Here is a 23,183-nt window from a genome sequence, read left to right on the forward strand (position 1 = left end):
CGAAGAGCGGCAAGGCCGTGATCCGGGAGGCGGGCAAGGCCCTGGACGGCACGATCGACGACCAGCGGGCGTTCCTGGAGACGGGCTACCGGCTGGCGCAGGCCGAGGACGACCGGGTGGCCATAGCCCGGATTCTCGCGGACCCGAAGAGCGGCAAGGCCGTGATCCGGGAGGCGGGCAAGGCCCTGGACGGCACGATCGACGACCAGCGGGCGTTCCTGGAGACGGGCTACCGGCTGGCCCAGGGCGAGGACGACCGGGTGGCCGCCCTCCGCATCCTCGCCGACCCCGGGTCCAGCGCCGCCCTCCGCGCGGCCGCCTCCGCCGCGCTCGACGGCACGCTGGAGGACCTGCGGTACTTCATCGCGGTGGGTCAGTACCAGGTGCACTAGTAGGGTCTTTCGTCTGGATCACGCCGGTTCAGGGAGCGGGGTCCGGCACGGCACCTCGGCGCTCGCGGGCCGACCCGCAAGGACCGACGAGCCCCCGGGGGTGCGGGCTCCGCGAGCCGGGCGGGGCCCTGCGGTCACCCCCGCCCCCGGCAGGGAGTCGCTTCCCGTCGCACATGGGTACTCGGCCCTTCCGGTGAGCCCGGACCGGCCGGGTCCCGTGGACGGAGGCAGCGCCCCATGTACGACAGTCCCCTCGCAGGCCGTACCGTCGTCGTGACCGGAGCCGCGCGCGGTCTGGGCGCGGCTCTTGCCGGAGCGTTCGCCGAGCGCGGCGCGCGACTGGCGCTGCTCGGCCTGGAAGGGCCGCGACTGGAGGAGGTGGCGGCCTCGCTCCCGCCGCCGGTGCTCGCTCTGGAGGTGGACATCACCGACTTCCGCGCACTGGAGCGCGCGGCGGTGGAGATACGGGACCGGCTGGGGCGGCCGTCCGTCGTCGTGGCCAACGCGGGGATCGCCGAGGGCGGTCCCTTCGCGGGGTCCGTGCCCGAGTCGTGGCGGCGGGTGATCGACGTCAACCTGGTCGGCAGTGCCCTGACCGCGCGGGCGTTCCTCGCCAACCTCCTGGGCACCTCGGGCTACTTCCTCCAGGTGGCGTCGCTGGCCGCGTTCGGCACCTCGCCGATGATGAGCGCCTACTGCGCGTCCAAGGCCGGCGTCGAGTCGTTCGCCCGCTCCCTCCAGGCCGAGGTCGCCCACGAGTCCGTCGGCGTGGGCATCGCCTACATCAACTGGACCGACACCGACATGACCCGCGACGCCGACCACTACCCCGTCCTCCGCGAACTCCGCGCCCACATGCCCGCCCCGGCCCGCAAGGTGTACCCGGCGCAGGTGGTCGCGGAGCGCCTGGTCCGCGCGGTGGAGCACCGGCGTACGTCGGTGTACGTACCGGCGTGGCTCCGGCTCGCCCAGTGGGGGCGCGCGGTGCTGCCGCCGGTCGTACGGCACGTCTCCGGCAGGGCGCTGCCCCGCCTGCAGGCCGAGCGGACGCTGCCGCCTACGGGGTTGCTGGGTGCGGGGGGAGCGGCCGACGAGGCGTGGCGGGAGGGGCGGCGAGCGTGAGGCGGGGTGCCTCGACGGCGGCGTCTACGGGGGCAGTGGTCTGTTCCACCCGCCCGGCGAGGTCTCCGGCCCAGGCGGCGAGGCCGGGGAGATCCAGGCCGTAGGGGCGGGACCGGTTCTCCGCGGACCAGGCCGTCACCGCCGCCGCGCCCCGGCGCAGGAGGCGAGGGCCGCCCGTGGTGTTGCCGCGGGCGGAGTGGGTGAGGCCCACGGCGATCTGTGCGAGCCCGCGCCACAGCTCGCGTTCGGCGTCGGGACCGGACTTCCAGGCGTCCTCGAACACCTCGTGCGCGTGGAACGGCTTCCCGGCGTCCAGCAGCGTCTGCGCCTCCGCGACCGTCTCCTCAGGGCTGCGCAGCACCCCTTCGGGCTGCCGCTCGACCCCCTCGACCCCGTACGGCAGGGGCCGTCCCAGCCCGTCGCGGGGCCGCGCGTTCCTCGCCCGCCCCTCGGTGTCCCGGTCGCGTCCGCCGGTCGCTCCGCCCGCCTCTGCGTCTGCCATGCGGCCGATTCTGCCCCTCGGGTCCACCACCCGCTTCGGCGGAGTCCCGTACGTGGGGTAAAGTGCTGTTCGCGCGATCACGCGGGTCACCGCGAGTCAGTGCATCGGGACGTGGCGCAGCTTGGTAGCGCACTTGACTGGGGGTCAAGGGGTCGCAGGTTCAAATCCTGTCGTCCCGACTGGAGACAGTCGCAGATCAGGGCCGGTTTCGGAGCAGTCCGAAACCGGCCCTCGGTCGTCCCGGGGACCAGTTGGAGACCGGGACACACGGATCGAGCGCTGCGTCGCGGTGATCACCCGGCCGGGGTGGACCGTGGTGACACGCGAGCCGGCTTCCCCGGCGCGCAGCGCGTCGGCGAAGGCCCGCGCGGCGAACCTGCCGACCGCGACCACCCTGACCTCCAGCGTGTCCCGCCACGCCTGGGCCGGATTCCGGGCGACCGGTCCGAGCGTGGCGACTGCGGCGCTGTGCACCAGCAGGTCAAGGCGCTCGATGCCGGCCACGGCCTCGGCCAGGCCCGCGTGGCCGGTCAGTTCCACGGCGAAGGGCCGCGCCCGCGCCAGGAGCCCTGGAAGCCGCCCGCCCGGTGCCCTTCGCCCGGTTCTCCCCGGAGGCGCCGGCGAGGAGCGTCCGGCAGACGGTCACCGACCCCGCGATGGTGGCCCGCGCCAGGCGCCTGGGCGAACTGGTCGCCAAGGAACGAGGAGTGGACACCGCCTGCGGCATCCTCGAGCAATCGGCGGAGGCGTCGAAGGGCGCGGCCTGAGCCGCTACGCCGACAACCGGTAGGCGGACAGCCGCACGGAGAGAGTGACATGGGACGGCGCCGGCAGCCGCTGGATCCGTTCGCCGTCCTCCCGCGCATCACGGTGCCAGGCATTGGGCCCCATGCCCACGAGCTGAGCCAGAGCCTGGTGATCGAGCGCCATGGTCCGCGTCAGGCGCTCCGTGGCGACTGCCGAGAAGTGCGGGGCGAGCTGCTCAGCCAGACGCGACTCCTTGCCCTCGTCCACCTGCAGCAGACCGAGTGAGCCGATGATTTCCTGCAGGTGATCGGGCAGGGGTGTGACGACAAGAAGGACACCACCGGGATGCAGGATCCGGTGCAGTTCGGGACCGTTGCGGGGAGCGAACGTGTTGATCACCATGGCGGCGCTGTCGTCCCGCAGCGGAAGCGTCTGCCAGGCGTCGGTGACGGCGGCCGCTATCCGCGGATGCGCCTTCGCGGCACGTCGCACGGCGAACTTGGAAATGTCCAGCAGCAGCCCGTCGAGGTCGGGGAACGCGTCCATGACCTCCGCGTGGTAGTGGCCCGTCCCGCCGCCGATGTCGACGACACAACCGGGCACAGCCGGGTCGGACGTCCGCCGAGCCAGCTCGACCAGCGCGTGCGTCACGGGGGCGTAGTGCCCCGCCGACAGGAACGCGTCACGCGCTTCCACCATTTCCTTGGTGTCCGCGCGCAGCTTCGTCGCCCCCGGAAGCAGATTGACATAACCCTGCTTCGCTATGTCGAAGGAGTGTCCAAAGGGGCAGGAAAGCGCGCGGTCGCCCAGGGACAGCGAGGCACCGCAGTGCGGGCAGGCGAGGTGTCGCACGATCCTTCTGAGCATGAGGCACCGTTCCTTCGCGCGCGTCGGCGGCCCGGCCAACCCTAACGCAGGCGCCCGCACCGGCAGTCGACCGGAGTCGGGGGCGGAGAATCCCCGCGCCATGTGTCCGCCGCCGGTGAACCCCACTGGCGCGCACGACATCACCAGCGGCCGAATTCCCGGGCAATTGCCCAAGGAATGCCGTGCATGCGGCCTCGCCAATTCCTACTGCGCCGACAGCAGCCCCGTTGCGTCGACGTGACAGCCCGTTTCGATCGACCGGGAGTTGTGACGACCTCGAGGAATCGTGCGCGGTGCTCGCGCGACACAGCGGTCGTCGGCATGTCCTGCCGCTCCTGGCCTCGATGAGTTCCGCGGACGGACGAAGACCGTGATCGTGTCGTCCGGCATGGGTCTCGCGCCGCGCGCCGGGATGCCCGCCCTCGCCGTCGGCCCCGTGGCGGGCGGGGCCAAGGTCACCGCGCAGGCCCGTGCCCGCGGCCGGCCCGAACGGCACGACACCGCCGCACTGGACCGGTGGTGGGACTGGTGCCCCACCTCCGGCCGCGCCCTCGCCGCGCCGCACCGCCGACGGCTTCCGTGACCGCGTCGCCGGACTGCGTGGCCGGCCTGCTACGCCTGCTGGGCCCGCGGTGAGCGCCGGCCGGTCACGGGTGGAAGCGCCACCGGCCCTCCGAGACGACGTCCGTCTTGCCGTCGCGCACACGGAGCGCCGTGTCGTCGTCGATGAAGTGGATCGGGAAGTCCGCCCGAGCGACGATGCGATCCGCCCAGGCGTCGTCGCGTTCGGGGAAGTCCGGTGAGTACAGATGGGGCTTCAGGTACGAGTCGAGGAGACCGAAGGGCGGGGTCACGGTGGTCGCGTCCAGCAGATGGAGGTCCGCCGTGTCCCCGAGGACGTCCGCCGAGTGTGTGGTGAGATGCCGGCTGAGGATCATCGATCCGGCGCTCAGCCCCACGTAGACCCGGTCCGCCAGCGCTTCCAGGAAGCCGTCCGCCAGGCCGTTTCCGGTGATGCTGCGGGCGAGGTGATAGTGGTTGCCGCCGCCGGCGTAGATGACGTCGGCGCGCAGCAGCCGGTCGAGCACGAGCCGCCGCGGCAGGCCGTTGAGTTCCAGGATGTCGAACTCCCGCCAGCCCAGCCCGTGCACGCGGGCCATGTCGGCGAGGAGCCATCCGTGGTCGCCGGACTCGGCCATGGACGCCGTGGGGACGTAGACGATGTTCGCCGAGCCGAACGGCTTTCCCACCATGTCCCGCAGGGCGTCCCTGAGCGTCTCGTTGCGCAGGCCGGCCGACGTCAGCAGAAGTTCCATCGGCCGACCCAATCACGTGCGCCGGACTCGGGCAACGCCGCGCAGCGAGCGCCGGGCCGGCTCAGTGGCCGTACCCCCGAGCCGTCACCCTGGTCGAACTGCCGTGTGCCCCCGCCGTGCCGTCGTGGGCAAGCGGGTGAGCCGGGCGCGCCGCTCAGGCGCCGGGGAGGAAGAGGCAGAACAGATGGCCGTGGGGGTCGCGCAGTACGCGGACGTCGTCCTGCGGCTGGTGTTCCTCCACCGTGGCACCCAGGGCACACGCGCGTTCGGTCTCGGCGGTGAGGTCGTCGACCTGGATGTCGAGGTGGGCCTGCATCTGCTGGTCGCCGGGGCGGGACGGCCAGGCCGGGGGGCGGTGATCCCTCTCCAGCTGGAAGCTCAGGCCGGGGCGTTCGCGCTCCGGGGACCTGAGCCGGACCCAGTCGGGCTCACGGTCGACCTCTTCCCAGCCCAGCAGGGCGCGATAGAAATCGGCCAGCGCGGGTGGATCCGGGGTGCTGAGGACAAAGGCTGCGAGCAGGTTCGTCATGGTCCGTCCCTGCCCGCAGCCCTTTCCCGTACGCGTCCCCGGAAATCAATTCGGAGATCAGCCTCCGACGTACCAGTGGAATCCGCCGTTGTTCGCCGCCGCGATCATGAGGATGGCGAAGACCACGAGGTCCACGATGCCGAGAACCACGGCCGCCTTCGCCATTCCACGACCGCCCTGGGCACCCGACCGACGTGCCGCGACCATTCCGAAGATGATCGCCAGCGGGCCGAGAACGACATTGAGGAAGAAGAATCCGACAATGCCGCACACCAGGCCCGCGATGGCGAGGCCATTGGTCCGCGAACCGGATCGAGCGGCCGGCTGGCCACCGTAACTGGTCATGAGAACTCCCGTTCCATGAAATGGGGAATGCCGGTGCTTTGCGTGTCTGGGCTCCGTGTGCCCAGGGGGAGTTGCGGCATTCCCCAGGAAACCCGGGATGAAGCGGAACCTGTGATTCACGACTTTCCCGCTGGTTCCGGCAGTTTGATCGCCACGGGCTCCGGCGCCCGGCGCCGAGGTGCGACGGACGCCGGCGCCATCTTGCCGATCAGCAACGCCGCCGCGCACCAGCGCAGGCCGCTCACCGGTTCGCCGAGGAAGAGCGCGGCGCAGGACATGCCACTCCGTCCGCCGTGTCCCGGCAGATCACCAAGCTGGAGCGCGAGACCGGGTCCGTCCTGCTGGAACGGGACGGCCGAGGCGTGCGCCTCACCGCCGAGGCGCGCCGACTCGCCACCGCCGCACGGGAGATGTTGGCCGAACTGGGCTTACGGCAATCGGCGTTGGACGTGCGGCTCAGCGATGTGGAACCCCAGCCGCACGGCACCGCCATGCCCACCGCTCCCTGGGCGACCATGCCGACGGACAGATGGGGACCCGGCGGTCAGCGGTGGGTGTGCCGGCCGCCGGGGCGGGTGTGCCACGGCTGGCTCGTCCGCACCCTCCGTGAGCCGGGCTCGGCATCGGGCTCGTGCCCCGGCTGGGGCGCGGGCCGCTGGCGTCCGATGCGGTGGAGGTGCCGCCCGATCCGGCACCGGTGCGCCGGCTGTACGCCCTGTGGCGTACCGGGCGGGCGGCCGGCCCGGCGGTCGTGGAGACGGTGCGGGCGCTGAAGGAGGGATGGGTGGCGCCACCCGAGATGCCCGCGTGAGCGGTCACGGGGGCGGCGAGGCAGACGCTTCGGAGCTTCGTGACGACCGGGCGCCAGACCGATTCCCCCGCCGTCAGGGCGCTACTTGGGTCTCCGCGGGGTATCGGGTGCTCACCCAGGCGCCGATTCCGGTGATCTGAGAAGGGCCCGGAGCACAGGGGGAGCATGATGAGTACCGCGTCGGCGAAGCGGCTGCGCAAGAGCGCGTCGGACGTGTTCGGTTGGCAGGAGTTGCGGCCGGAGCAGCTGGTGGCGATGGAAGCGGTGATGGAGCGGCGGGACACGCTGGTCGTGATGCCCACCGGGGCAGGGAAGTCGGCCGTCTACCAGGTGCCGGGGCTGCTGCTGCCGGGACCGACCGTCGTGGTGTCACCGCTCGTCGCTCTCCAGCGGGACCAGGTGCGGGGCCTGCTGAGTCGGGACGGCACGGAGGCGGCGGCGGTGAACTCGTCCCAGAGCGGCAGCGAGAACGCGGCGGTGTGGGACCGGATCAGCGAGGGCGACGTCGACTTCCTCTTCCTCGCGCCCGAGCAGCTCGCCAAGGACGAGGTGGTCGAGCAGCTCGCCGCCGCCGGACCCGCGCTGTTCGTCGTCGACGAGGCCCAGTGCGTGTCGTCCTGGGGGCACGACTTCCGCCCGGACTACCTGCGCCTCGGCCAGGTCATCGACCGGCTCGGCCGGCCCCCCGTACTGGCCCTGACCGCGAGTGCCGCCGCACCGGTCCGGGCCGACATCGTCAGCCGCCTGGGCATGCGGGACGTGCACGAGGTCGTCACCGGCTTCGACCGGCCCAACATCCACCTGGAGGTCGTCCCGTTCCGTGAGGCCGCGGTCAAGAAGCGTGCCGTGGTCGAGCGCGCGGCCGCCGAGGCCAAGCCCGGCCTTGTGTACGCCGGTACGCGCCGGGAGGCGGAGGAGTACGCGGAGGAACTGAGCCTGCTCGGGCTGGACGCGGCCGCGTACCACGCCGGGCTGCCCGCGGGGGAGCGGGGCGACGTGCACGACCGGTTCATGGCGGGCGAACTGGACGTGGTCGTGGCGACCTCCGCCTTCGGGATGGGCATCGACAAGCCGGACGTCCGCTTCGTGCTGCACGCCTCCGTCCCCGGCTCCCTGGACGCGTACTACCAGGAGATCGGCCGCGCCGGCCGGGACGGCGAGGAGGCCCGCGCGATTCTCGCCTACCGGCCCCAGGACCTCGGCCTGCAGCGGTTCTTCGCGGCCGGACGCCCGGACCCGGACACCGTCACCCAGGTCGTGAGCACGCTGGAGGCACACGACGGCCCCGTCCCGCCGACCGAGCTGCGCGACGAGACCCACCTGACGGCGAGCCGCCTGACGGCCGTCGTGAACCTCCTGGAGCAGGTCGACGCCGTCCACACCACCGAGGACGGCGAACTGGCGAAGACCGGCCGGTTCGACCCGGCCACCGCCGCGCGGCAGGCGATCGAACTGGCCGACGCCCACCAGCAGCTGGAACGCTCCCGGGTCGACATGATGCGGGGCTATGCGGAGGCCACCGGCTGCCGGCGCCGGTTCCTGCTGGGCTACTTCGGGCAGAGCGGCGACCAGGACGAGTCCTGCGGCGCCTGCGATCGGTGCGAGGCGGCCGAACTGGCCCAGGTGGGTGGCGCGGAGGGCGGGCCCGCCGTGCTGGCCGGTACGGGTGGACCGATACCCGAACCGGTCTCCCCGGCGCCCGCCGGGGATGAGCATCCCTTCCCGCCCGGCACCCTCGTACGGCACGAGCAGTGGGGACAGGGATCGGTCATGAGCGAGGAGAACGAGCGGCTGACGGTGCTGTTCGAGGCGGTGGGGTATCGCACGCTGTCTCTCCAGGTCATCAACAAGAACCAGTTGCTGACCGTGTGCTGAGGATGTGCGGCGGCCACATGTGAGTCCACCCCACGTGGTCTCCCCGCATGTGGCCCCGCCCATATGCGGCCTCCGTCCAGGAGACGGACCCCACACATGGAGACCGCGAGCCCCTCAGCGCGGCCCCCGCACCACGGCCAGCGACACCGCGGCCGCCGCGAACCCCAGCACCGCGCCCGCCGCGACATCTCCCGGATAGTGCACGCCCGTGTGGACGCGGGAGTACCCGACGGCGACCGCCAGCGAACCCAGCGGGACGGCGGCCGGAGGCAGGACGACCCCCACCGCGGTGGCGAACGCGGTGGCCGAGGCCGTGTGGCCGGAGGGGAAGGACGCCGACTCGGGCATGGGCACGTACCGGGCCACCGCGACCTGCGCCGCCTCCCAGTCGGGCCGGTGACGCCGCACCATCCGCTTGCCGAACAGGTTCGCCGCCGCCGACGCGAGCGTGACCGAGACGACCCCGGCCAGCGCCGCGCGGCGCGGCCGGCCCGGCAGCAGCGCGAGGGCCGCCGCGGCGCCGAGCGAGATCTTCGAGTGGTCGGCCGCGTGCGACAGCAGCCGCAGCGCCCGGTCCAGCGCGGGCGTCGGCGTGGCGGCCACGGCGGCGTACAGCGCGCCGTCGACCGCGCGCAGGTCGCCGAGGACGGTGGGGACGGTACCGCGGTCAGGCATGCTTCTCTCCCGGTGCTGTGTGCTCCGCCGGCGCCGTGCGCTCGACCGGGCCGAACGCCAGGACGAGCAGTCTCCGCCAGTCGATGGGGGGCGCGGGCGGCGGCACCCCGGGACGGTCCCGGGGCAGCAGCACCCGCAGCGCGCCCGGCCGTACCGAGCAGGTGACCGGTGTGCGCAGCCACAGTGCCTCGCCGTCCACCGCCACCGGGATCTGCTCCTCTCCGGCCGTCACCTCGGCCCGGTGCGCGGTCGTCACGGTGAGCCCGGGCGCCTGCGAGCCCCGTACGGCCAGATCCGCCGCCTGGGCCGCGTTCTCCACCCTGATCCCGATGACGCCCAGCTCACCCGTGTCCAGTCGCGGCCGGCGCCCCCCGCCGCTCAGCTCGTCGGGCGAGACGTACGGGTTGTTGCTGATCAGGAGGGCCTGCTGCCCGGCGAGGCGGTCGCCGTCCAGGTTCGCGCCGAGCCGCCGCACGCCCTCGCCGGCCAGCAGGTCCGGCATCAGATCCAGGGCGGTACCGGTCTTGTTGTCGCGGTACTCGGGGCTCTGCACGATGTCCGCGTACACGCCGAAGGACACCGTGTTGACGAAGGGGCGGCCGGAGACGTCGCCGAGATCGACACGGACCTCCTCGCCGTCGGTCAGGGCGTCGAGGCAGCGGGCGGGGTCGGTGCGGTCGAGGCCGAGGTCCATGGCGAAGTGGTTGCGGGTGCCCGCGGAAATCACGAGAAACGGCAGGTGGTGCTCGGCGGCGACCGCCGCGACCAGCGCCTGCGTGCCGTCGCCGCCGGCCACCCCGAGCAGATCGGCTCCCTCGGCGACGGCCCGCTCGGCGAGCTTGGTGACGTCGGCCGGCTGCGAGGGGTCGAGCTTGATCACGCGCGCGCCCAGGTCCTCCGCCCGCTTCACGAGGCCGAAGCGGCCGACCTTGCCGCCGCCGGACTCCGGGTTCATGATCAGCACCGGCCGTTTCGGCGGACGCGCACGGGTGGGCCGCTGGGGCCGGTGCGGTCGCGCCGCACGCAGCGCCGCGCGGCCCGTGAAGGCCGCGACCGACCAGCACGCGGCGGAGACCAGCGCGACCAGCCACAGACCGCTGCGCGTGATGAACACCAGGAAGCCGATCGGCGCGGCGACGGCGACGAACGCTCCCAGCAGCCGCATCACGCCCCGCCGGGCCAGGAACCACCAGACGCCGGCGGCGAAGAGCACCAGACCGACCACCGCCGCCAGGGCCACGAACAGCCCGCCCCCGCCGACCGCGAGCAGCAGCACCACCGCGGCGCCGATCGCCGCCACCACGGCGCACCGCGCGAGCAGCCGGGCCGTCAGGCCCGCCCGGGACCGCGCCGTTCGTGCCCCGCCCATGACGTCCTCCTGGTAGATCTCGCCCGCCCCGCCCCACCAGCCTGACGCAGAGCCCCGCCCGGAGGGTTGTTCCGGTCGGCTATACGGGTCCGAGGACCGTCCCGAGACCGCCGAACGCAGCGGGCGGTATGCGCTGACGACGCGCAACCGGGCCGGATCCGCCGCATGACGGAAGCCACTCGGCCGGAGAAAAAGCAACTTCGACACGGCCCGCCGATGCGGCTACCTTCGCCCCGTCTTCGGCCCCGGGGAGAGACACTTGCCACAGCTGGCCCTGTACACGTTCGGCGTCCTGAGGTCACCCCTCGCCGATGCCACACCTCTCACAAGCGAGTTCTACGACATCGGCGCGGCCGTCTACCGGAAGATCAGCCGGCATCCCGGGTACCTCGCTCACGCGGAACCGGCACAGGGCGGCCGGGGCGAGCTGTTCGGCGCGGACTGGGGGGCGTGGGGAGACTTCGCCGTACCCGCCTGGTACGACAAGGGCCGGACGGCGGAAACCACCGCCCTGGCCGCGACCCTCTCCCTCTGGACCGGCCCGCACCACGCCTTCGACGCCGTCCACAGCGGCCTGCACGGCGAGGCCCTGAAGCGGCGTCACGACTGGTTCGAGAGAACAGGGCACCCCAGTCACGTCTTCTGGTGGACCGCCGACGACGTGACGCCCACGTGGCAGGACGGCGTCACCCGACTGGAACACCTGCGGGACCACGGTTCCGGTCCGCGCGCCTTCACCTTCCGCCAGGCGTTCACCGCCGACGGCACCGCGCTCACGGTGTCACGATGGCGAAGTCCGGGTCCGGCTCGCTGAGGTGGCCGAACAGTTCGGCCAGCTTCTCCGGGTCGCCGGTGATCTCGGCGCGGCCCTCGGCGGCGAGGTCACCCAAGGACGTGGCGCCGAGGAGCAGCGCACGGAGGTCGGTGTCCGCGAGGGCGATCTCCGCGTCGGGGGCCCGCTCGCCGGGGGTCTCGCCGACCGTGTGGATCAGGACGCCGTTGCGCAGCCGCAGGGACACCGGGTCGCCGTCACGCAGCCGGAACCGGATGGCGAGGTCGGCGTCCCAGCTCCGGGGGCCGTCGACCCGGATCGCGAGGGAGCCGAGGAGCTGGGTCAGAGGGAGGGCGCGCATGATGTCGGGCGAGGCGGCAGCCGCGGGGGTGCCGACCGGGCCCTCGCGGAGCTCGAGAGCACCGGTGAGGTAGAAGTTGCGCCAGGTGCCGTTCTCGCTGCCGTACCCGAGCTGTTCGAAGGCCTCCGCCTGGAGGCCACGGGCCTCGGCGTTGTCGGGGTCGGCGAACAGGACGTGGTTGACGACCTGGACGACCCAGCGGAAGTCGCCCGAGGCGAAGGACTCGCGGGCGCGGCGCAGCACGGCGTCGGCTCCGCCCATGAAGTCGACGTAGCGGATGGCGGCCTCGACCGGCGGGTGTTCCCAGAGGTGGGCGGGGTTGCCGTCGAACCAGCCGAGATAGTGCTGGTAGACCGCCTTGGTGTTGTGGCTGACCGAGCCGTAGTAGCCATGGGTGTGCCAGGCACGCTCCAGGGCCGGGGGCATCCGCATGGCCTCGGCGATCTCCAGCGGTGTCATGCCCTCGTTGAGCATGCGCAGGGTCTGGTCGTGCAGATACGCGTACAGATCCCGCTGCTCGGAAAGGAAGCCGAGGACGCGGTCCGTTCCCCACGTCGGCCAGTGGTGGGAGGCGAAGGCCACGTCCACATGGGGGGCGAACAACTGGATCGCCTCAGTGAGGTAGTGCGCCCACACGTGTGGGTTGCGCACCTGGGCACCGCGCAGGGTGAGCAGGTTGTGCAGGTTGTGGGTGGCGTTCTCCGCCATGCACAGCGCCGCGTGGTCCGGGAAGTGGATGTTCAGCTCGGCCGGGGCCTCGGTGCCCGGCGTGAGCTGGAAGACCATGGGGATGCCATCCACTGTTTCCGTCTGCCCGGTGTGTGTGACAGAGAGGGTGGGCGGGATCAGGGTGACCGTACCGGTGGACGTGGTCTGTCCGAGCCCGGCGCCGATCTGCCCGCGCTCACCGGTGGGCAGGGCGGCCCCGTACATGTAGGCGGCTCGGCGCCCCATGGCCGTACCGGCGTAGACGTTCTCGCTGACCGCGTGCTCCAGGAAACCCCGGGGGGCGATGACCGGCACCCCGGCGGCCACGTCCTCGTCGCCGAGCACACCTCGGACGCCCCCGAAATGGTCGACGTGGCTGTGTGTGTACAGCACCCCGGTGACCGGGCGGTTCCCGCGGTGACGGCGGTACAGCGCGAGAGCCGCTGCGGCGGTCTCCGTACTGATGAGGGGGTCGATCACCAGCACCCCGCTGTCACCCTCGACGATCGTCATGTTGGACAGGTCGAAGCCCCGGACCTGGTAGATGCCCCCGGTCACCTCGAAGAGGCCGTGCAGGGCCACCAGCCGGCTCTGCCGCCACAGGCTGGGATTCGCGGTGGGCGGGCACTCCCGGTCGAGGAACCCGTACGCCGCCAGGTTCCACACCTCGCCGTCGTCGCCGCGCACCACGGTCTCCTCGGTGGTGCCGACGAACCCCCGGCGCGCGTTCTCGAAGTCCTGCACGTCGTCGAAGGGAAAGCGCTCGCCGATCTCGGCGTTACCCCTGTTGACAGCTGGTTCTGCGGCGCTGTTACCGGCCATGCGGCGACTCCCTCGAGGTGACACTCGGCCCCGCCCACCCTTACCCACCGCCGTGGCGCGGGCGAGCGCACCCGCCCGTTCGGGGGAGCAGGCCCGATGACCGACGCGCTGCGTTCCGGCGGCACGGACATGTACGGCTTCGCGCAGAACCGGACCTGGAATTCAACGTGGCGACGGGCAACGGGTTCCGCTCACCTCGCCCAGCCGCGGCAGGACACCTTCGAAGAGAGGGACTCATGTCGTCCGGCCGCTCGCCGGAGCGGGAGCCGGTCAGTGCGGGAGCGGCCGCCCTGGTGACGCCGGCCGCCTTCCGCGCCGTCGGCCGCCGCACACCCGACCCGGACATGGTCCCGCCCCGGCGCAGGTGATCGCCGGAGCGGAGGCGGTGCGCCCGGAGTGCGTCCCGACGTCGTGTTGCGCATCCTGGTCGGGGAGGTGCCGTGGAAGGCGACGCCCGACCCGAACTGCTCGTGTGCCGGGTCATGGCTTTCCCGCGCGAACGCGTCGCCGCCCTCGCCCTCCCCGACGGCCCCGGGGCGGCGGAGGCCGCACGCGCCTGTTGTGAGCGGCACCTGCGCGCGTGGGGACCGGACGCGGAGGTCCGTTTCGACGGCCGGCTCATCGTCAGCGAGTTCGCCGGAAACGCGGTCCGCCACGGCTCCCCACCGGCCCTCCTCCGCCTCATCTTCGACCAGGCCCTCACGATCGAGGTCTCCGGCGGCGGCGGCAACGCGCCTCTGCTGCAGCACGCGCAGGAGGGGGACGAGGGTGGCCGGGGGCTGTTCATCGTCCCCCAGTTCGCCGATCGGTGGGGTACCCGGTACGAGAGCGGGAGCGGCAAGACGATCTGGGCGGAGGTGGACACGCCGGGGGAGCGGGACGCGGGTGAGGCAGGGGGCTGACTCGACGGCACACCGGCATCCGGGCGTACTCGCGTGGCCGGCCGGCGGGGTCCGCGGGGGCGGGGCTCGTCCGCCGCGTGACTCCGAGCGGGACGCGGCCCACCCGCGGACACCGGAGCGGCCGAGGAGTCCCTCGTCCGGAGGGACTGCCCCCACGTCCGAGGAGTCCCTCGTCCGGAGGGACTGCCCGCACGTCCGAGGCGGGGCCGTCCGGCAGAACCTGGCTCGTCGGCGTGGCGTGGCGGCTTCGGAGTTCCCCGGTGTCCGGCCACACTCTGATCGCGCCTACTCTGCGTAACCGAGGGCTCCCGTGACCGCGCGTATCGCCCAGGGCCCCTTCACGCGGTGGGCGCCTCTGTTCCCCCACCCGTTCCGAAGTCGGAGGAGCCCCCTGGTGCCCAGCGACAAAAGGGCCGTCGAGTGCCCGTTCGATTACAGTGAGGCGCTCGAGTTCGATCCCGCGCTCGCCGATCTGATGCGCCGGGACACCCCGGCCCGCGTCAGACTGCCCTACGGCGAAGCCGACGCCTGGATCGTCACCGGCTTCGACGACGTCAAGAGGGTGACCACGGACCCCCGGCTGAGCCGGGCCGGTATCACCGCCCACGACTACCCCCGGCTGACGCCGGAGCCCATCGTCTCGCCCGAGTCGATCAACGTCATGGATCCGCCGCACAGCAGCCGGGTCCGCCAACTGGCCTCACAGGCGTTCACCCAGCAGCGGGCCGACGAGATGCGGCCCCGGATCGTCCGGCTCGCGGACAGCCTCCTGGACGAGATGGAGGAGCACGGTCCGCCGGCCGACGTGGTGGAGATCCTGGCCGACACGCTTCCCCAGCACACCGTCATGGACCTGCTCGGCGTCCCGCGCGAGGACTGGGCGCGCACGCAGGATTCCGTGCGCCGGCTGCTGGTCGTCGGGGCCGGGACCAAGGAGGCCGCCGTGGCGGCCAAGGCCGATCTCACGTCCTACTTCGGCGAACTCGTCCAACAGCGCCGGAAGTCGCCGGGCGAGGACCTCATCAGCCTGATGGCCGAAGCCCGGGACGGCGAGGACTGCCTCAGCGACCGGGAACTGGCGATCACCGCGCTGACCCTGGCACTCAGCGGGCAGGACACGGCGACCTGCCAGATCGGCAACATCGTCTATCTGCTCCTCACCTGCCCCGAGTTGGCGGACCACCTCAGGCGCCGTCCCGAGGACCTGACCGGAGCGCTGAACGAGATGCTCCGCTACATCCCCTTCCGCAACGGCGTCGGAATCCCCCGGCTGGCTCTCGAGGACCTGGAACTGGGCGGCGCGCAGATCCGGGCGGGAGACTTCGTCCACGTGTCCTACCTCGCTGCCAACCGCGATCCGGAGCGCTATCCGAACCCGGACGTCATCGACATCCACCGGCCCAGCCGTCCGCACATGACGTTCGGCTGGGGCGGACACCGCTGCATCGCCGTTCCCCTGGCCATGGCGGAACTCGAAGTGGCCATCGGGCGGCTCCTGGAGCGCTTCCCCGCACTGCGGCTGGCCGTGCCGCCGGAGCAGGTGCGCTGGGACACGGAGACGATCCGGCGGTTTCCCCTGGAGCTGCCGGTGGCCTGGTGAACCGGTGCTCGCCGCGCTCCGGTACGCGCTCTGCCGCGGCCCGCCCGGCCGGTGGAGGTGCCGGCGGACGACGGCGTGTCGCAACAGCGGAGCAGTCGACGCCCACGAGGAAACCCGGCCCGGCCGAGCGATGCCGAGAGAGCCGGGGCAGCGCCGGACCTGTTCCGGCGGTGGACGGATGGCGGGGCACGGCTGCCGCAGGGCGGCGTAGGGCGTGCCTGCGTCAGGTGCGTCGCGGGTTCCGCGTTGTCGGCCGGCGGAAGCGCGGTGTCTCCGGAAGGGGCGGTGGGTTTGCCCGTCCCGAGGCCGGACATCCGTGCGTTGAGCCCCTGGCGGGAGATCGGATGCGGACCGCATCCACCTCCTGGGGCCGGAGTATGGAGGTGTCGTCCATGACCGCCGAGAACATCTGGAGCTACGGCCCGACCGCCGGACACACGCCGGACGCCGATCTGAGCGGGTACAAGGTCGAGGCGCTCGACGGGCACATCGGCAAGGTGGACAAGCACTCGAACGACGTGGGTGAGCAGTACATCGTCGTGGACACGGGGGTGTGGATCTTCGGCAAGGAGGTGCTGCTGCCGGCCGGGACCATCACCGGGATCGACCACGAGGAGCGGACGCTCCACGTGGCGCGGACCAAGGAGCAGATCAAGGACGCGCCCGAGTTCGACAAGGACAAGCACCTGGGGGACGCCGCCTACCGCGACCAGATCAGCGGTCACTACGGCCGGCACGGCTCGGGGCACTGAGCGGGGCTTTCGCAGCAAGGCGCAGGAGCAGGGCCCGGCGGTCCGGGGGATCGACCGCCGGGCCCTGCTCCTGTTTCCGTCCCCGACGGGACTCCGTACGAGACTTCTACAGCAATGTAGACGATGATGGTGGACGGGACCGGCCGGTCCCGCCCGTCACCCCCCGCTGGGAGGAACCGCCCCCGATGTTCGGCCTGAGTGAAGTCGCCCTGCTCCTCATCGTGTTGATCGTCCTCCTCGGCGCACGGAAACTGCCCGGACTCGTCCGCTCGGCCGGCCAGGCCACCCGCATCTTCCAGAGCGAGGCCCGCGCCCTGCGCACGCAGGACGCCCCGCCCGCCGGCAGCACCGTCGTCGAGGGCACCGTCCTGCCCCGCGACGAGCGGAGCTGAGCCGCCCCGACGGCGGCCTACGATCTACGCACGGCGGAGGGAGCGGGCGTGAACGACCAGGGGCGTACCCGGCGACGGGGGCAGGGCGAGCTGGAGGGGCTGGTGCTGTCCGCGTTGCGCCAGGCCCGCACGCCCGCGTCCGCCGGCTGGGTGCAGGAACACCTCGGCGGCGACCTCGCCTACACCACCGTCATCACCATCCTCACCCGCCTCCTCGCCAAAGGCGCCGTCACCCGCGAGCGGGTCGGCCGCTCCTTCGTGTGGACCCCCGTCTCCGACCAGGCCGGCCTCGCCGCACACCGGATGCGCAAGGTGCTGGACGGCGAGAGCGACCGCGAGGCGGTGCTGTCCCGCTTCGTCACCTCCCTCGCACCGGACGACGAACGTCTTCTGCGTCACCTGCTGGGCGAGTCGGGCCCGGACGGAGAAGGCTGAGAGAATCCATGGGCGTGTTCGTCCTGCTGCCGCTGGTGCTCCCCCTGACGGCGTGGCCGGTCGCCCGGCTGGCCGAACAGCGGCTGCATCCCCGCGCCGCTACCCGGCTGCTCACCGTCACCGCCTGCGTGCTGGCCCTGTGCAGCACGCTCTGCCTGACTCTCCTCATGGTGGTCGGCACCGCCCAGCTCCCCGGAAACCCCCTCCCGGACGCCTGGTCCGACGACGAGGTGCGCGAGGCCGTCCCGTACGACGAGGTGGCGGGCCAGATCGCGATTCCCGCCCTGGTCACCGTGCTCGCGGGCTGCTCGCGCGTGTTCTGGCGGCATGTACGGGTCCGCCGGCGCGCGGAGCGGAGCCTCGCGGGTCTGCCCCGGCGCACGGTCGCCGTACTGCCCGACCCGGAGCCCTACGCGTACGCCCTGCCGGGCCGGAGCCGGGGGCGGGTGGTGGTGTCGACCGGCATGCTGTCCCGGCTGGCCGCACGGGAGCGGCGGGCGCTGTTCGCGCACGAACGGGCGCATCTGGCCGGTGGCCACCACCGGTTCCTGCTGCTGGTCCGGCTGGCCGCGCGGGCCAACCCGTTCCTGCGCCCGCTGCGTACGGCCGTGTCGTACACCGTGGAGCGGTGGGCCGACGAGGAGGCGGCCGGGGTGGTGCGCGACCGGCAGACCGTGGCCCGTGCCATCGGGAGGGCGGCGCTGGCCTCACGGACGCACCCCCTCCTGGCCGGGTTCGCCGCTCCGGGACCCGTACCCCGCCGGGTGGCCGCTCTGCTGGGGCCCGCGCCCACCGCGCACGTCTGGCCTTCGCTGTTCACCGCCGTGGGAGTGGCCGCCTGGACGGCCGCGGCCGGGACGATGATCTCGGCGCTGTCCTCGGCCAATTCGGCGGTGACGCTCTTCCTCGTGCTGAAGGCGGCCACCCCCCTGTAGGGGCGGCCGCCTCCGGGCCCCGGACGCGTCTTTCAGAGGTCGAACTCGTGTGGCGGCAGGTCGAGGGCGAAGCACGCCTCGCGGACCACCGCCTGCTCGTCCTTGTCGAAGTCACCGTCGGCGCCGCCGATCACGATGCCGATCTGGATGACGGCACGTGCCTCGGCGGGCTTCTTCTTCGCCTTGGCGATCTCCTGGAGCACGCTGACCTTGCCGAAGTCGTAGTCGGCGGTCAGCCTGCCGAGGTTGTCCTCGAACCGGCGCTGGAGATCCATCGCGTCGAAGTTCTGCAACACCTCGTTCCCGGCGATGAGCTGGGCGACCCGGCGCCGTTCGGAGGGGTCCACGGTTCCGTCAGCGGCAGCCACCAGCGCGCACATCGCCATCGACGCGTCGCGGAAGGCGCCGCTCTTGAGATCGTTCTTCCGTGCCACCAACTGCGTCTGCATGGTGGTGGCGGATTCCTTGATGCGGTCCCACAGGGCCATGAGCACTCCAGATCTCGAATTCGGAAGGAGCCGCGCCGCTGCCCGGCTCCCGGATGTCCCCCGTCGGGGAACAGTTCTCGGTCCTCTTCGCCGTCCTCGAAGAAGTCGCCCACCCCGTCCACGGCCTCGGCCGCGACCATCCCGCCGGCCACGCCGCCGGCGCGTCCGGCCGCGCCCCCCCCGCGACGGCGGCGCCCGTCCCCGTGCCGGAGTGTGAACCGTGGCACGGTTCGGCTCCCATCGCCGCGCTTCTACAAGTCTGTAGAAGCATAGGCGGGGTCGTGGCCCCGGTCCACCGGCGAACCGGGGTGGCGCGGACGTTCCGTCGGTCCGGACGCGACGATCACGCCATGCCTGAGGCAGAGCCCGCCCCCCGCGCCTTCCCGGCCTGAAGGCCCACGGCGGACTCCGGGCCGACCTCTCCGCGCGCCGGGCGGGCCGGGCGGCGGCCGCGTCGACGGCGGCCCCGAGGCGGGTCCTGAGACGGGCTCGGGGGTCACCGGAAAGGGTGAACATCCATCGGTGTCAAGGCCCCGTAAGCGCGATTTTTGCGCGATCGTACGGCCGGGACGGGACAAGAAGCGGCGATTTGGCGGCGACTTGGGGCATCACCGACCATTGGGTCCGACCCGGTGTTCCGGGAGGGCCGTTCACCTGGCCTTTTCTCGTGAGCCAGGTCACCGCCCGTCCCCCCTCTGTGCCGGTCACGGCCAGTTCCGCGAGAGGTAACCCCCACCCATGCAGGTCACCGGGACCGCTCCGTCGCCGGCTCCGGCGGCGGGACCCCTCGGCGCCCCGGCCGAGGAACCGGGCGCCACCGCGACCAGGCACGCCCGCCGCTTCGGGCTGCCCGTCGCCACCGCCCTGGTCATGGGCAACATCATCGGCGGAGGCATCTTCCTGCTCCCCGCCTCCGTCGCCCCCTACGGCACGGTCAGCCTGGTCGCCCTCGGCGTCCTCACGGTCGGCGCCATCGCGCTCGCCCTGGTCTTCGGCCGGCTGGCCCAGCGCGACCCGCGCACCGGCGGACCGTACGTCTACGCCCGCGAGGCGTTCGGCGACTTCGCCGGGTTCCTCGCGGCCTGGGCGTACTGGATCACCACCTGGGTGTCCAACGCCGCGCTCGCCGTCGCCGCCGTGGGCTACCTGGACGTACTGGTCCCGGTCAGCCACCACCGCTGGACCGCCTGCCTGGCGGCCCTGGTCATCCAGTGGCTCCCGGCCCTCGCCAACTTCGCCGGCACCCGCTGGGTGGGCGCCGTGCAGCTCGTGTCCACGGTGCTGAAGTTCGTACCGCTGCTGCTCGTGGCGGTCGGCGGCCTGTTCTTCTTCGACCCGGACAAGCTCGGTCCGTTCAACGCGGGCGGGGGCAGCCCGGTCGGCGCGATCTCCGCGTCCGCCGCGCTGCTGCTGTACTCCTACCTCGGCGTGGAGTCCGCCGCCGTCAGCGCCGGCGAGGTCCGCGACGCCCGCCGCAATGTCGGCCGCGCCACCGTGATCGGCACCGCCGGTGCCGCCCTCGTCTACCTCCTCGGCACGGTCTCCGTCTTCGGGACCGTCGCCCACGACAGCCTGGTCAAGTCGACCGCCCCCTTCTCCGACGCCGTGAACGCCATGTTCGGCGGCACCTGGGGCGGCTGGGCCGTGGCGCTGGCCGCGCTGGTCTCGATGACCGGCTGCCTCAACGGCTGGACCCTGCTCAGCGCGCAGACCCCGTACGCCGCCGCGCGTGACGGGCTCTTCCCGGCCGCCTTCACCCGGCGCCGGCGCGGGGTGCCGACCGTGGGGGTCGGCGTGACGGTCGTGCTGTCCTCGCTGCTGACCGTCTACAACTTCATGGCGGGCTCGGCGCACGTCTTCGAGGTCCTGGTGCTGGTCACCACCTTCACCGCGACCGTGCCCTACCTGCTGGCGACGGCCGCGCAGCTCCACCACCTCGCCTCCGGCCGCCGCGACGAGGTCGACGGACGGCGGCTGGTACGCGACGCGGTCGTCGCCGCGGTCGCCGCGGGCTTCTCCGTCTGGCTGGTCGCGGGCGCGGGCTACGCGGCCGTCTACCAGGGCGTGCTGTTCCTGTTCGCCGGCATCCTGGTCTACGCCGTCATGGCCGGACGGCGGCGCCGCGCCGAAGGCTGACCCACCCGGAGCCCGGTGGCCTCCCTCAGGGCCCGCCGGGCTCCGGCGTACCCGCCACCCGCACAAGCGGAGCGCCTCCTACCGCTGGCGCCGGTGATCTTCGGCTGCTTACGGTGGCCCACCGATGACGGTTCTCGCGGACAGAGGTGATCAGACGGTGCAGCCGACCTTCGTACTGGTGCACGGAGCCTTCGCCAGCTCCTTCTCGTTCGCACCGCTCCAGGCCGAGCTGGGCCTGCTCGGGCACCGCTCGGCCGCTGTGGACCTGCCCGGCCACGGCTTCGCCGCCACCTACGCGCACGCCTACCAGGCACCGCAGGACCCCGAGGGACTCGCCGCCGCGCCCGGCGCGATCAAGGGCGTCACGCTCTCCGACAACGTGGCCCACCTGATCGTGGCGCTGGAGCGGGCCAAGGCGAACGGTCCCGTCATCCTCGTCGCGCACAGCCGGGGCGGCATCACGGCCACCGCCGCCGCCAACGCGCGGCCGGACCTGATCGACCGGCTGGTGTACGTCTCGGCCTGGGCGCCGGTCGAACTGGAGGCCGGGCAGTACTACGCCGAGCCGGAGATGGCGACGGTCGACCCCGCCTCGCTCGCCCTCGCCCTGGCCGGCGACCCGGCCGAGCTGGGTCTGCTGCGCGTCAACTTCCGCACCGCGGACCCGCGAGCCCTCGCCGCGCTCAAGGCCGCCTTCCTCGCGGACGGGACCGACGACGAGTTCCTGGTGTTCCTCAACACCTTCCAGCCCGACGAGAACCTCGACACGGGCACCGCGGCCGACCGGGCCCGGGCGGAGACCTGGGGCCGCGTCCCGAAGACCTACGTCCGCCTCGCCGACGACGCGAGCATGCCGCTCGCCCTCCAGGACCGGCTCATCCGTGAGGGCGACGCGCTGACCCCGGACAACCCCTACGACGTCCGCACCCTCGCGGGCAGCCATCTGAAGTGGCTGGTCGAACCCGCGCCGGCGGCCCGCGTCCTCGGTGAACTCGCCGCCCTCGTCGACCGACCGGCTCATCCCCCGACCGGCTCTCCGGTTCCCGGCCGACCGCGGACATGACCGTCACCGGCGCGAGCAGCGCCCCGACCGGCACGCTGACGCGCATCGTGCGGGAGTCCGGACCTGACCTGATGCCGCCCGACGGCCGCCGGGGCTTCGGCTCCGGTGCCCGTGCGCGCCTGTCCTCGCCGCTGAGGGCTGTCCCGGCGATGTCGTCCCGGCCCGCGTGCCCGAGCCCTCAGCAGGTGCGCACCTCCGCCAGGGGCACCGGCCGGTGCTCGCGCAGGGAGAGCGTGCACGCCTCCGCGATCCAGCCCGCCTCCAGCGCCTCCCCGACGGTGCAGGGCGAGGGGCGCGTACCGGCCACCACCTCCGTGAACGCGGTGAGTTCGGCGCGGTAGGCGTCGGCGAAGCGGTCCATGAAGAAGTCGTGCGGGCTACCCGAGGGGAAGGTGGCGCCGGGCTCCGCCGAGCGGATCGGCAGCCGGTCGTCCAGCCCGACCGCGAGGGAGTCCACGAACCCGAGCAGTTCCATCCGCACGTCGTGACCCCGCCCGTTGTGGCGGGAGTTGGAGACCACCGCGATCGTGCCGTCGTCCAGCGTGAGGACCGCGCTCGTGGTGTCCGCGTCGCCCGCCTCCGCGATGTACGCCGCACCCCGGTTGCCGCCGACGGCGTACACCTCGGTCACCTCGCGGCCGGTCACCCAGCGGATCATGTCGAAGTCGTGCGCGGAGCAGTCGCGGAAGATGCCCCCGGACGCGGCGACGTACGCGGCGGGCGGCGGCGCGGGGTCCAGGGTGGTGGAACGCACCGTGTGCAGCTTGCCCAGCTCGCCGGAGAGGACGGCGGCGCGGGCGGCCGTGAAACCGGCGTCGAAACGGCGGTTGAAGCCGATCTGGACCGGCACCCCGGCCTCCCGCACGGCGTCCAGCACCGCCACGCCCTCCGCGATCGTGCGGGCCACGGGCTTCTCGCAGAACACCGGCACGCCGGCCGCGACCCCGGCCCGGATCAACGCCGGGTGGGCGTCCGTGGCGGCGGCGACCACCACGCCGTCGACCCCGGCCGCGAGCAGGGCCTCCGGGGAGTCGGCGACCTGGGCCCCGTACCGTTCGGCGGCCTTCTTCGCCGCGTCCGCTACCGGGTCGGCGACGACGAGGGAGGTGACGTCGGCCAGCCCGGACAGGGTCTCGGCGTGGAAGGCGCCGATACGGCCGAGGCCTAGAATTCCGATACGCATGTGCTCGAGTGCTCCTTGCGTGTGCTGGGACAGATGCCGCGCTTCAGCTCACCGGCAGGTCGACCCACCCCGGCTCTCCGCCGA

27 protein-coding genes, 1 tRNA gene and 1 pseudogene are annotated in these 23,183 nt (G+C 72.7%); 17 read left to right on the forward strand and 12 right to left on the reverse strand.

Translation table 11 applies throughout. The features are described from left to right. Together ACWCV3_RS04945 and ACWCV3_RS04950 are read left to right on the forward strand one after the other, a co-directional pair. A partial coding sequence (locus tag ACWCV3_RS04945; protein ID WP_451218439.1) for an ALF repeat-containing protein occupies positions 1-392 on the forward strand: 392 nt, incomplete at its 5' end. Positions 393-629: 237 nt separating this feature from the next. Then, positions 630-1,514 (forward strand): SDR family oxidoreductase, encoded by an 885-nt coding sequence (locus tag ACWCV3_RS04950; protein ID WP_451218442.1) that lies wholly within the window; start codon positions 630-632, stop codon positions 1,512-1,514. On the opposite strand, the gene ACWCV3_RS04955 is transcribed toward ACWCV3_RS04950, so the two are convergent. After that, on the reverse strand, positions 1,450-2,016 hold the full coding sequence (locus ACWCV3_RS04955; RefSeq protein WP_451218445.1) for a DUF309 domain-containing protein: 567 nt from the start codon (positions 2,014-2,016) through the stop codon (positions 1,450-1,452). The genes ACWCV3_RS04950 and ACWCV3_RS04955 overlap by 65 nt on opposite strands. Positions 2,017-2,121: 105 nt before the next feature. On the opposite strand from ACWCV3_RS04955, the gene ACWCV3_RS04960 reads away from it, so the two are divergent. Continuing rightward, positions 2,122-2,195 (forward strand) — tRNA-Pro (locus tag ACWCV3_RS04960). On the opposite strand, the gene ACWCV3_RS04965 is transcribed toward ACWCV3_RS04960, so the two are convergent. Then, a complete protein-coding gene (locus ACWCV3_RS04965; protein ID WP_451218448.1) occupies positions 2,161-2,556 on the reverse strand; it encodes a hypothetical protein in 396 nt (131 codons plus the stop codon). The genes ACWCV3_RS04960 and ACWCV3_RS04965 overlap by 35 nt on opposite strands. 47 nt (positions 2,557-2,603) lie before the next feature. Here ACWCV3_RS04965 and ACWCV3_RS04970 point away from each other — a divergent pair, with 47 nt between their 5' ends. After that, positions 2,604-2,783, forward strand: coding sequence for a hypothetical protein (locus tag ACWCV3_RS04970; protein ID WP_451218451.1), 180 nt, complete (start codon positions 2,604-2,606; stop codon positions 2,781-2,783). Between the two features lie 4 nt (positions 2,784-2,787). Here the strand turns inward: ACWCV3_RS04970 and ACWCV3_RS04975 are convergent, their stop codons facing one another. After that, positions 2,788-3,630 carry a putative RNA methyltransferase gene (locus ACWCV3_RS04975; RefSeq protein ID WP_451218454.1) on the reverse strand — a complete coding sequence of 281 codons (843 nt, stop codon included), beginning with the start codon at positions 3,628-3,630 and terminating at the stop codon, positions 2,788-2,790. Positions 3,631-4,000: 370 nt separating this feature from the next. On the opposite strand from ACWCV3_RS04975, the gene ACWCV3_RS04980 reads away from it, so the two are divergent. After that, a complete protein-coding gene (locus tag ACWCV3_RS04980; protein ID WP_451218457.1) occupies positions 4,001-4,213 on the forward strand; it encodes a hypothetical protein in 213 nt (70 codons plus the stop codon). A 64-nt stretch (positions 4,214-4,277) separates the two neighbouring features. Here ACWCV3_RS04980 and ACWCV3_RS04985 read toward each other — a convergent pair whose 3' ends face one another. From ACWCV3_RS04985 to ACWCV3_RS05000, 4 genes and pseudogenes are all read right to left on the reverse strand, one after another. Further along, positions 4,278-4,946, reverse strand: coding sequence for a Type 1 glutamine amidotransferase-like domain-containing protein (locus ACWCV3_RS04985; protein ID WP_451218460.1), 669 nt, complete (start codon positions 4,944-4,946; stop codon positions 4,278-4,280). 154 nt (positions 4,947-5,100) lie between these two features. Then, positions 5,101-5,475 (reverse strand): VOC family protein, encoded by a 375-nt coding sequence (locus ACWCV3_RS04990; RefSeq protein WP_451218463.1) that lies wholly within the window; start codon positions 5,473-5,475, stop codon positions 5,101-5,103. Between the two features lie 57 nt (positions 5,476-5,532). After that, positions 5,533-5,820: a DUF4190 domain-containing protein gene (locus tag ACWCV3_RS04995; RefSeq protein ID WP_451218466.1), complete on the reverse strand. Its 288-nt coding sequence runs from the start codon at positions 5,818-5,820 to the stop codon at positions 5,533-5,535. 116 nt (positions 5,821-5,936) lie between these two features. After that, positions 5,937-6,101, reverse strand: a pseudogene (locus ACWCV3_RS05000) (EamA family transporter); the annotation flags it as partial. A gap of 350 nt (positions 6,102-6,451) precedes the next feature. Between ACWCV3_RS05000 and ACWCV3_RS05005 the strand changes: the two are divergent. Continuing rightward, positions 6,452-6,631: a hypothetical protein gene (locus tag ACWCV3_RS05005; protein WP_451218469.1), complete on the forward strand. Its 180-nt coding sequence runs from the start codon at positions 6,452-6,454 to the stop codon at positions 6,629-6,631. 168 nt (positions 6,632-6,799) lie between these two features. After that, on the forward strand, positions 6,800-8,506 hold the full coding sequence (locus tag ACWCV3_RS05010; RefSeq protein WP_451218971.1) for a RecQ family ATP-dependent DNA helicase: 1,707 nt from the start codon (positions 6,800-6,802) through the stop codon (positions 8,504-8,506). A gap of 114 nt (positions 8,507-8,620) precedes the next feature. Here ACWCV3_RS05010 and ACWCV3_RS05015 read toward each other — a convergent pair whose 3' ends face one another. Both ACWCV3_RS05015 and ACWCV3_RS05020 read right to left on the reverse strand, forming a co-directional pair. After that, on the reverse strand, positions 8,621-9,181 hold the full coding sequence (locus tag ACWCV3_RS05015; RefSeq protein ID WP_451218472.1) for a phosphatase PAP2 family protein: 561 nt from the start codon (positions 9,179-9,181) through the stop codon (positions 8,621-8,623). After that, on the reverse strand, positions 9,174-10,550 hold the full coding sequence (locus ACWCV3_RS05020; protein WP_451218475.1) for a diacylglycerol/lipid kinase family protein: 1,377 nt from the start codon (positions 10,548-10,550) through the stop codon (positions 9,174-9,176). The genes ACWCV3_RS05015 and ACWCV3_RS05020 overlap by 8 nt, the downstream gene beginning before the upstream one ends. Positions 10,551-10,809: 259 nt before the next feature. Between ACWCV3_RS05020 and ACWCV3_RS05025 the strand changes: the two genes are divergently transcribed. Beyond that, entirely contained in the window at positions 10,810-11,364 is a 555-nt protein-coding gene (locus ACWCV3_RS05025; RefSeq protein ID WP_451218478.1) for a DUF3291 domain-containing protein, read from the forward strand. Here the strand turns inward: ACWCV3_RS05025 and ACWCV3_RS05030 are convergent. After that, positions 11,324-13,213: an alkyl/aryl-sulfatase gene (locus ACWCV3_RS05030; protein WP_451218481.1), complete on the reverse strand. Its 1,890-nt coding sequence runs from the start codon at positions 13,211-13,213 to the stop codon at positions 11,324-11,326. The two genes, ACWCV3_RS05025 and ACWCV3_RS05030, sit on opposite strands and share 41 nt — an antisense overlap. Positions 13,214-13,449: 236 nt before the next feature. Here ACWCV3_RS05030 and ACWCV3_RS05035 point away from each other — a divergent pair, with 236 nt between their 5' ends. The 7 genes from ACWCV3_RS05035 (at position 13,450) to ACWCV3_RS05065 (ending at position 18,229) form a co-directional block, all read left to right on the forward strand. Then, positions 13,450-13,581 carry a hypothetical protein gene (locus tag ACWCV3_RS05035; RefSeq protein WP_451218483.1) on the forward strand — a complete coding sequence of 44 codons (132 nt, stop codon included), beginning with the start codon at positions 13,450-13,452 and terminating at the stop codon, positions 13,579-13,581. A gap of 72 nt (positions 13,582-13,653) precedes the next feature. Next, positions 13,654-14,115 carry an ATP-binding protein gene (locus ACWCV3_RS05040; RefSeq protein WP_451218486.1) on the forward strand — a complete coding sequence of 154 codons (462 nt, stop codon included), beginning with the start codon at positions 13,654-13,656 and terminating at the stop codon, positions 14,113-14,115. A gap of 391 nt (positions 14,116-14,506) precedes the next feature. Next, positions 14,507-15,715: a cytochrome P450 gene (locus ACWCV3_RS05045; protein ID WP_451218974.1), complete on the forward strand. Its 1,209-nt coding sequence runs from the start codon at positions 14,507-14,509 to the stop codon at positions 15,713-15,715. 392 nt (positions 15,716-16,107) lie between these two features. Beyond that, entirely contained in the window at positions 16,108-16,467 is a 360-nt protein-coding gene (locus ACWCV3_RS05050; protein WP_451218489.1) for a PRC-barrel domain containing protein, read from the forward strand. A 185-nt stretch (positions 16,468-16,652) separates the two neighbouring features. Further along, positions 16,653-16,859 (forward strand): twin-arginine translocase TatA/TatE family subunit, encoded by a 207-nt coding sequence (locus tag ACWCV3_RS05055; RefSeq protein ID WP_451218491.1) that lies wholly within the window; start codon positions 16,653-16,655, stop codon positions 16,857-16,859. Between the two features lie 48 nt (positions 16,860-16,907). Then, positions 16,908-17,294 carry a BlaI/MecI/CopY family transcriptional regulator gene (locus ACWCV3_RS05060; protein ID WP_451218494.1) on the forward strand — a complete coding sequence of 129 codons (387 nt, stop codon included), beginning with the start codon at positions 16,908-16,910 and terminating at the stop codon, positions 17,292-17,294. A gap of 8 nt (positions 17,295-17,302) precedes the next feature. Beyond that, on the forward strand, positions 17,303-18,229 hold the full coding sequence (locus tag ACWCV3_RS05065; RefSeq protein ID WP_451218496.1) for a M56 family metallopeptidase: 927 nt from the start codon (positions 17,303-17,305) through the stop codon (positions 18,227-18,229). Positions 18,230-18,261: 32 nt separating this feature from the next. Here ACWCV3_RS05065 and ACWCV3_RS05070 read toward each other — a convergent pair whose 3' ends face one another. Then, the gene (locus ACWCV3_RS05070; protein ID WP_451218499.1) at positions 18,262-18,717 is read right to left on the reverse strand and encodes a tellurite resistance TerB family protein; all 456 of its coding nucleotides are present in this window, start codon (positions 18,715-18,717) and stop codon (positions 18,262-18,264) included. A gap of 738 nt (positions 18,718-19,455) precedes the next feature. Here ACWCV3_RS05070 and ACWCV3_RS05075 point away from each other — a divergent pair. Both ACWCV3_RS05075 and ACWCV3_RS05080 read left to right on the forward strand, forming a co-directional pair. After that, the gene (locus ACWCV3_RS05075; RefSeq protein ID WP_451218502.1) at positions 19,456-20,853 is read left to right on the forward strand and encodes an amino acid permease; all 1,398 of its coding nucleotides are present in this window, start codon (positions 19,456-19,458) and stop codon (positions 20,851-20,853) included. A 124-nt stretch (positions 20,854-20,977) separates the two neighbouring features. Next, positions 20,978-21,916 carry an alpha/beta hydrolase gene (locus ACWCV3_RS05080; RefSeq protein WP_451218505.1) on the forward strand — a complete coding sequence of 313 codons (939 nt, stop codon included), beginning with the start codon at positions 20,978-20,980 and terminating at the stop codon, positions 21,914-21,916. A 178-nt stretch (positions 21,917-22,094) separates the two neighbouring features. Here the strand turns inward: ACWCV3_RS05080 and ACWCV3_RS05085 are convergent, their stop codons facing one another. Beyond that, a complete protein-coding gene (locus ACWCV3_RS05085; protein ID WP_451218508.1) occupies positions 22,095-23,099 on the reverse strand; it encodes a Gfo/Idh/MocA family protein in 1,005 nt (334 codons plus the stop codon). Positions 23,100-23,183: the final 84 nt, after the last annotated feature.

It is taken from the genome of Streptomyces sp. NPDC001781 (genome assembly GCF_053596035.1).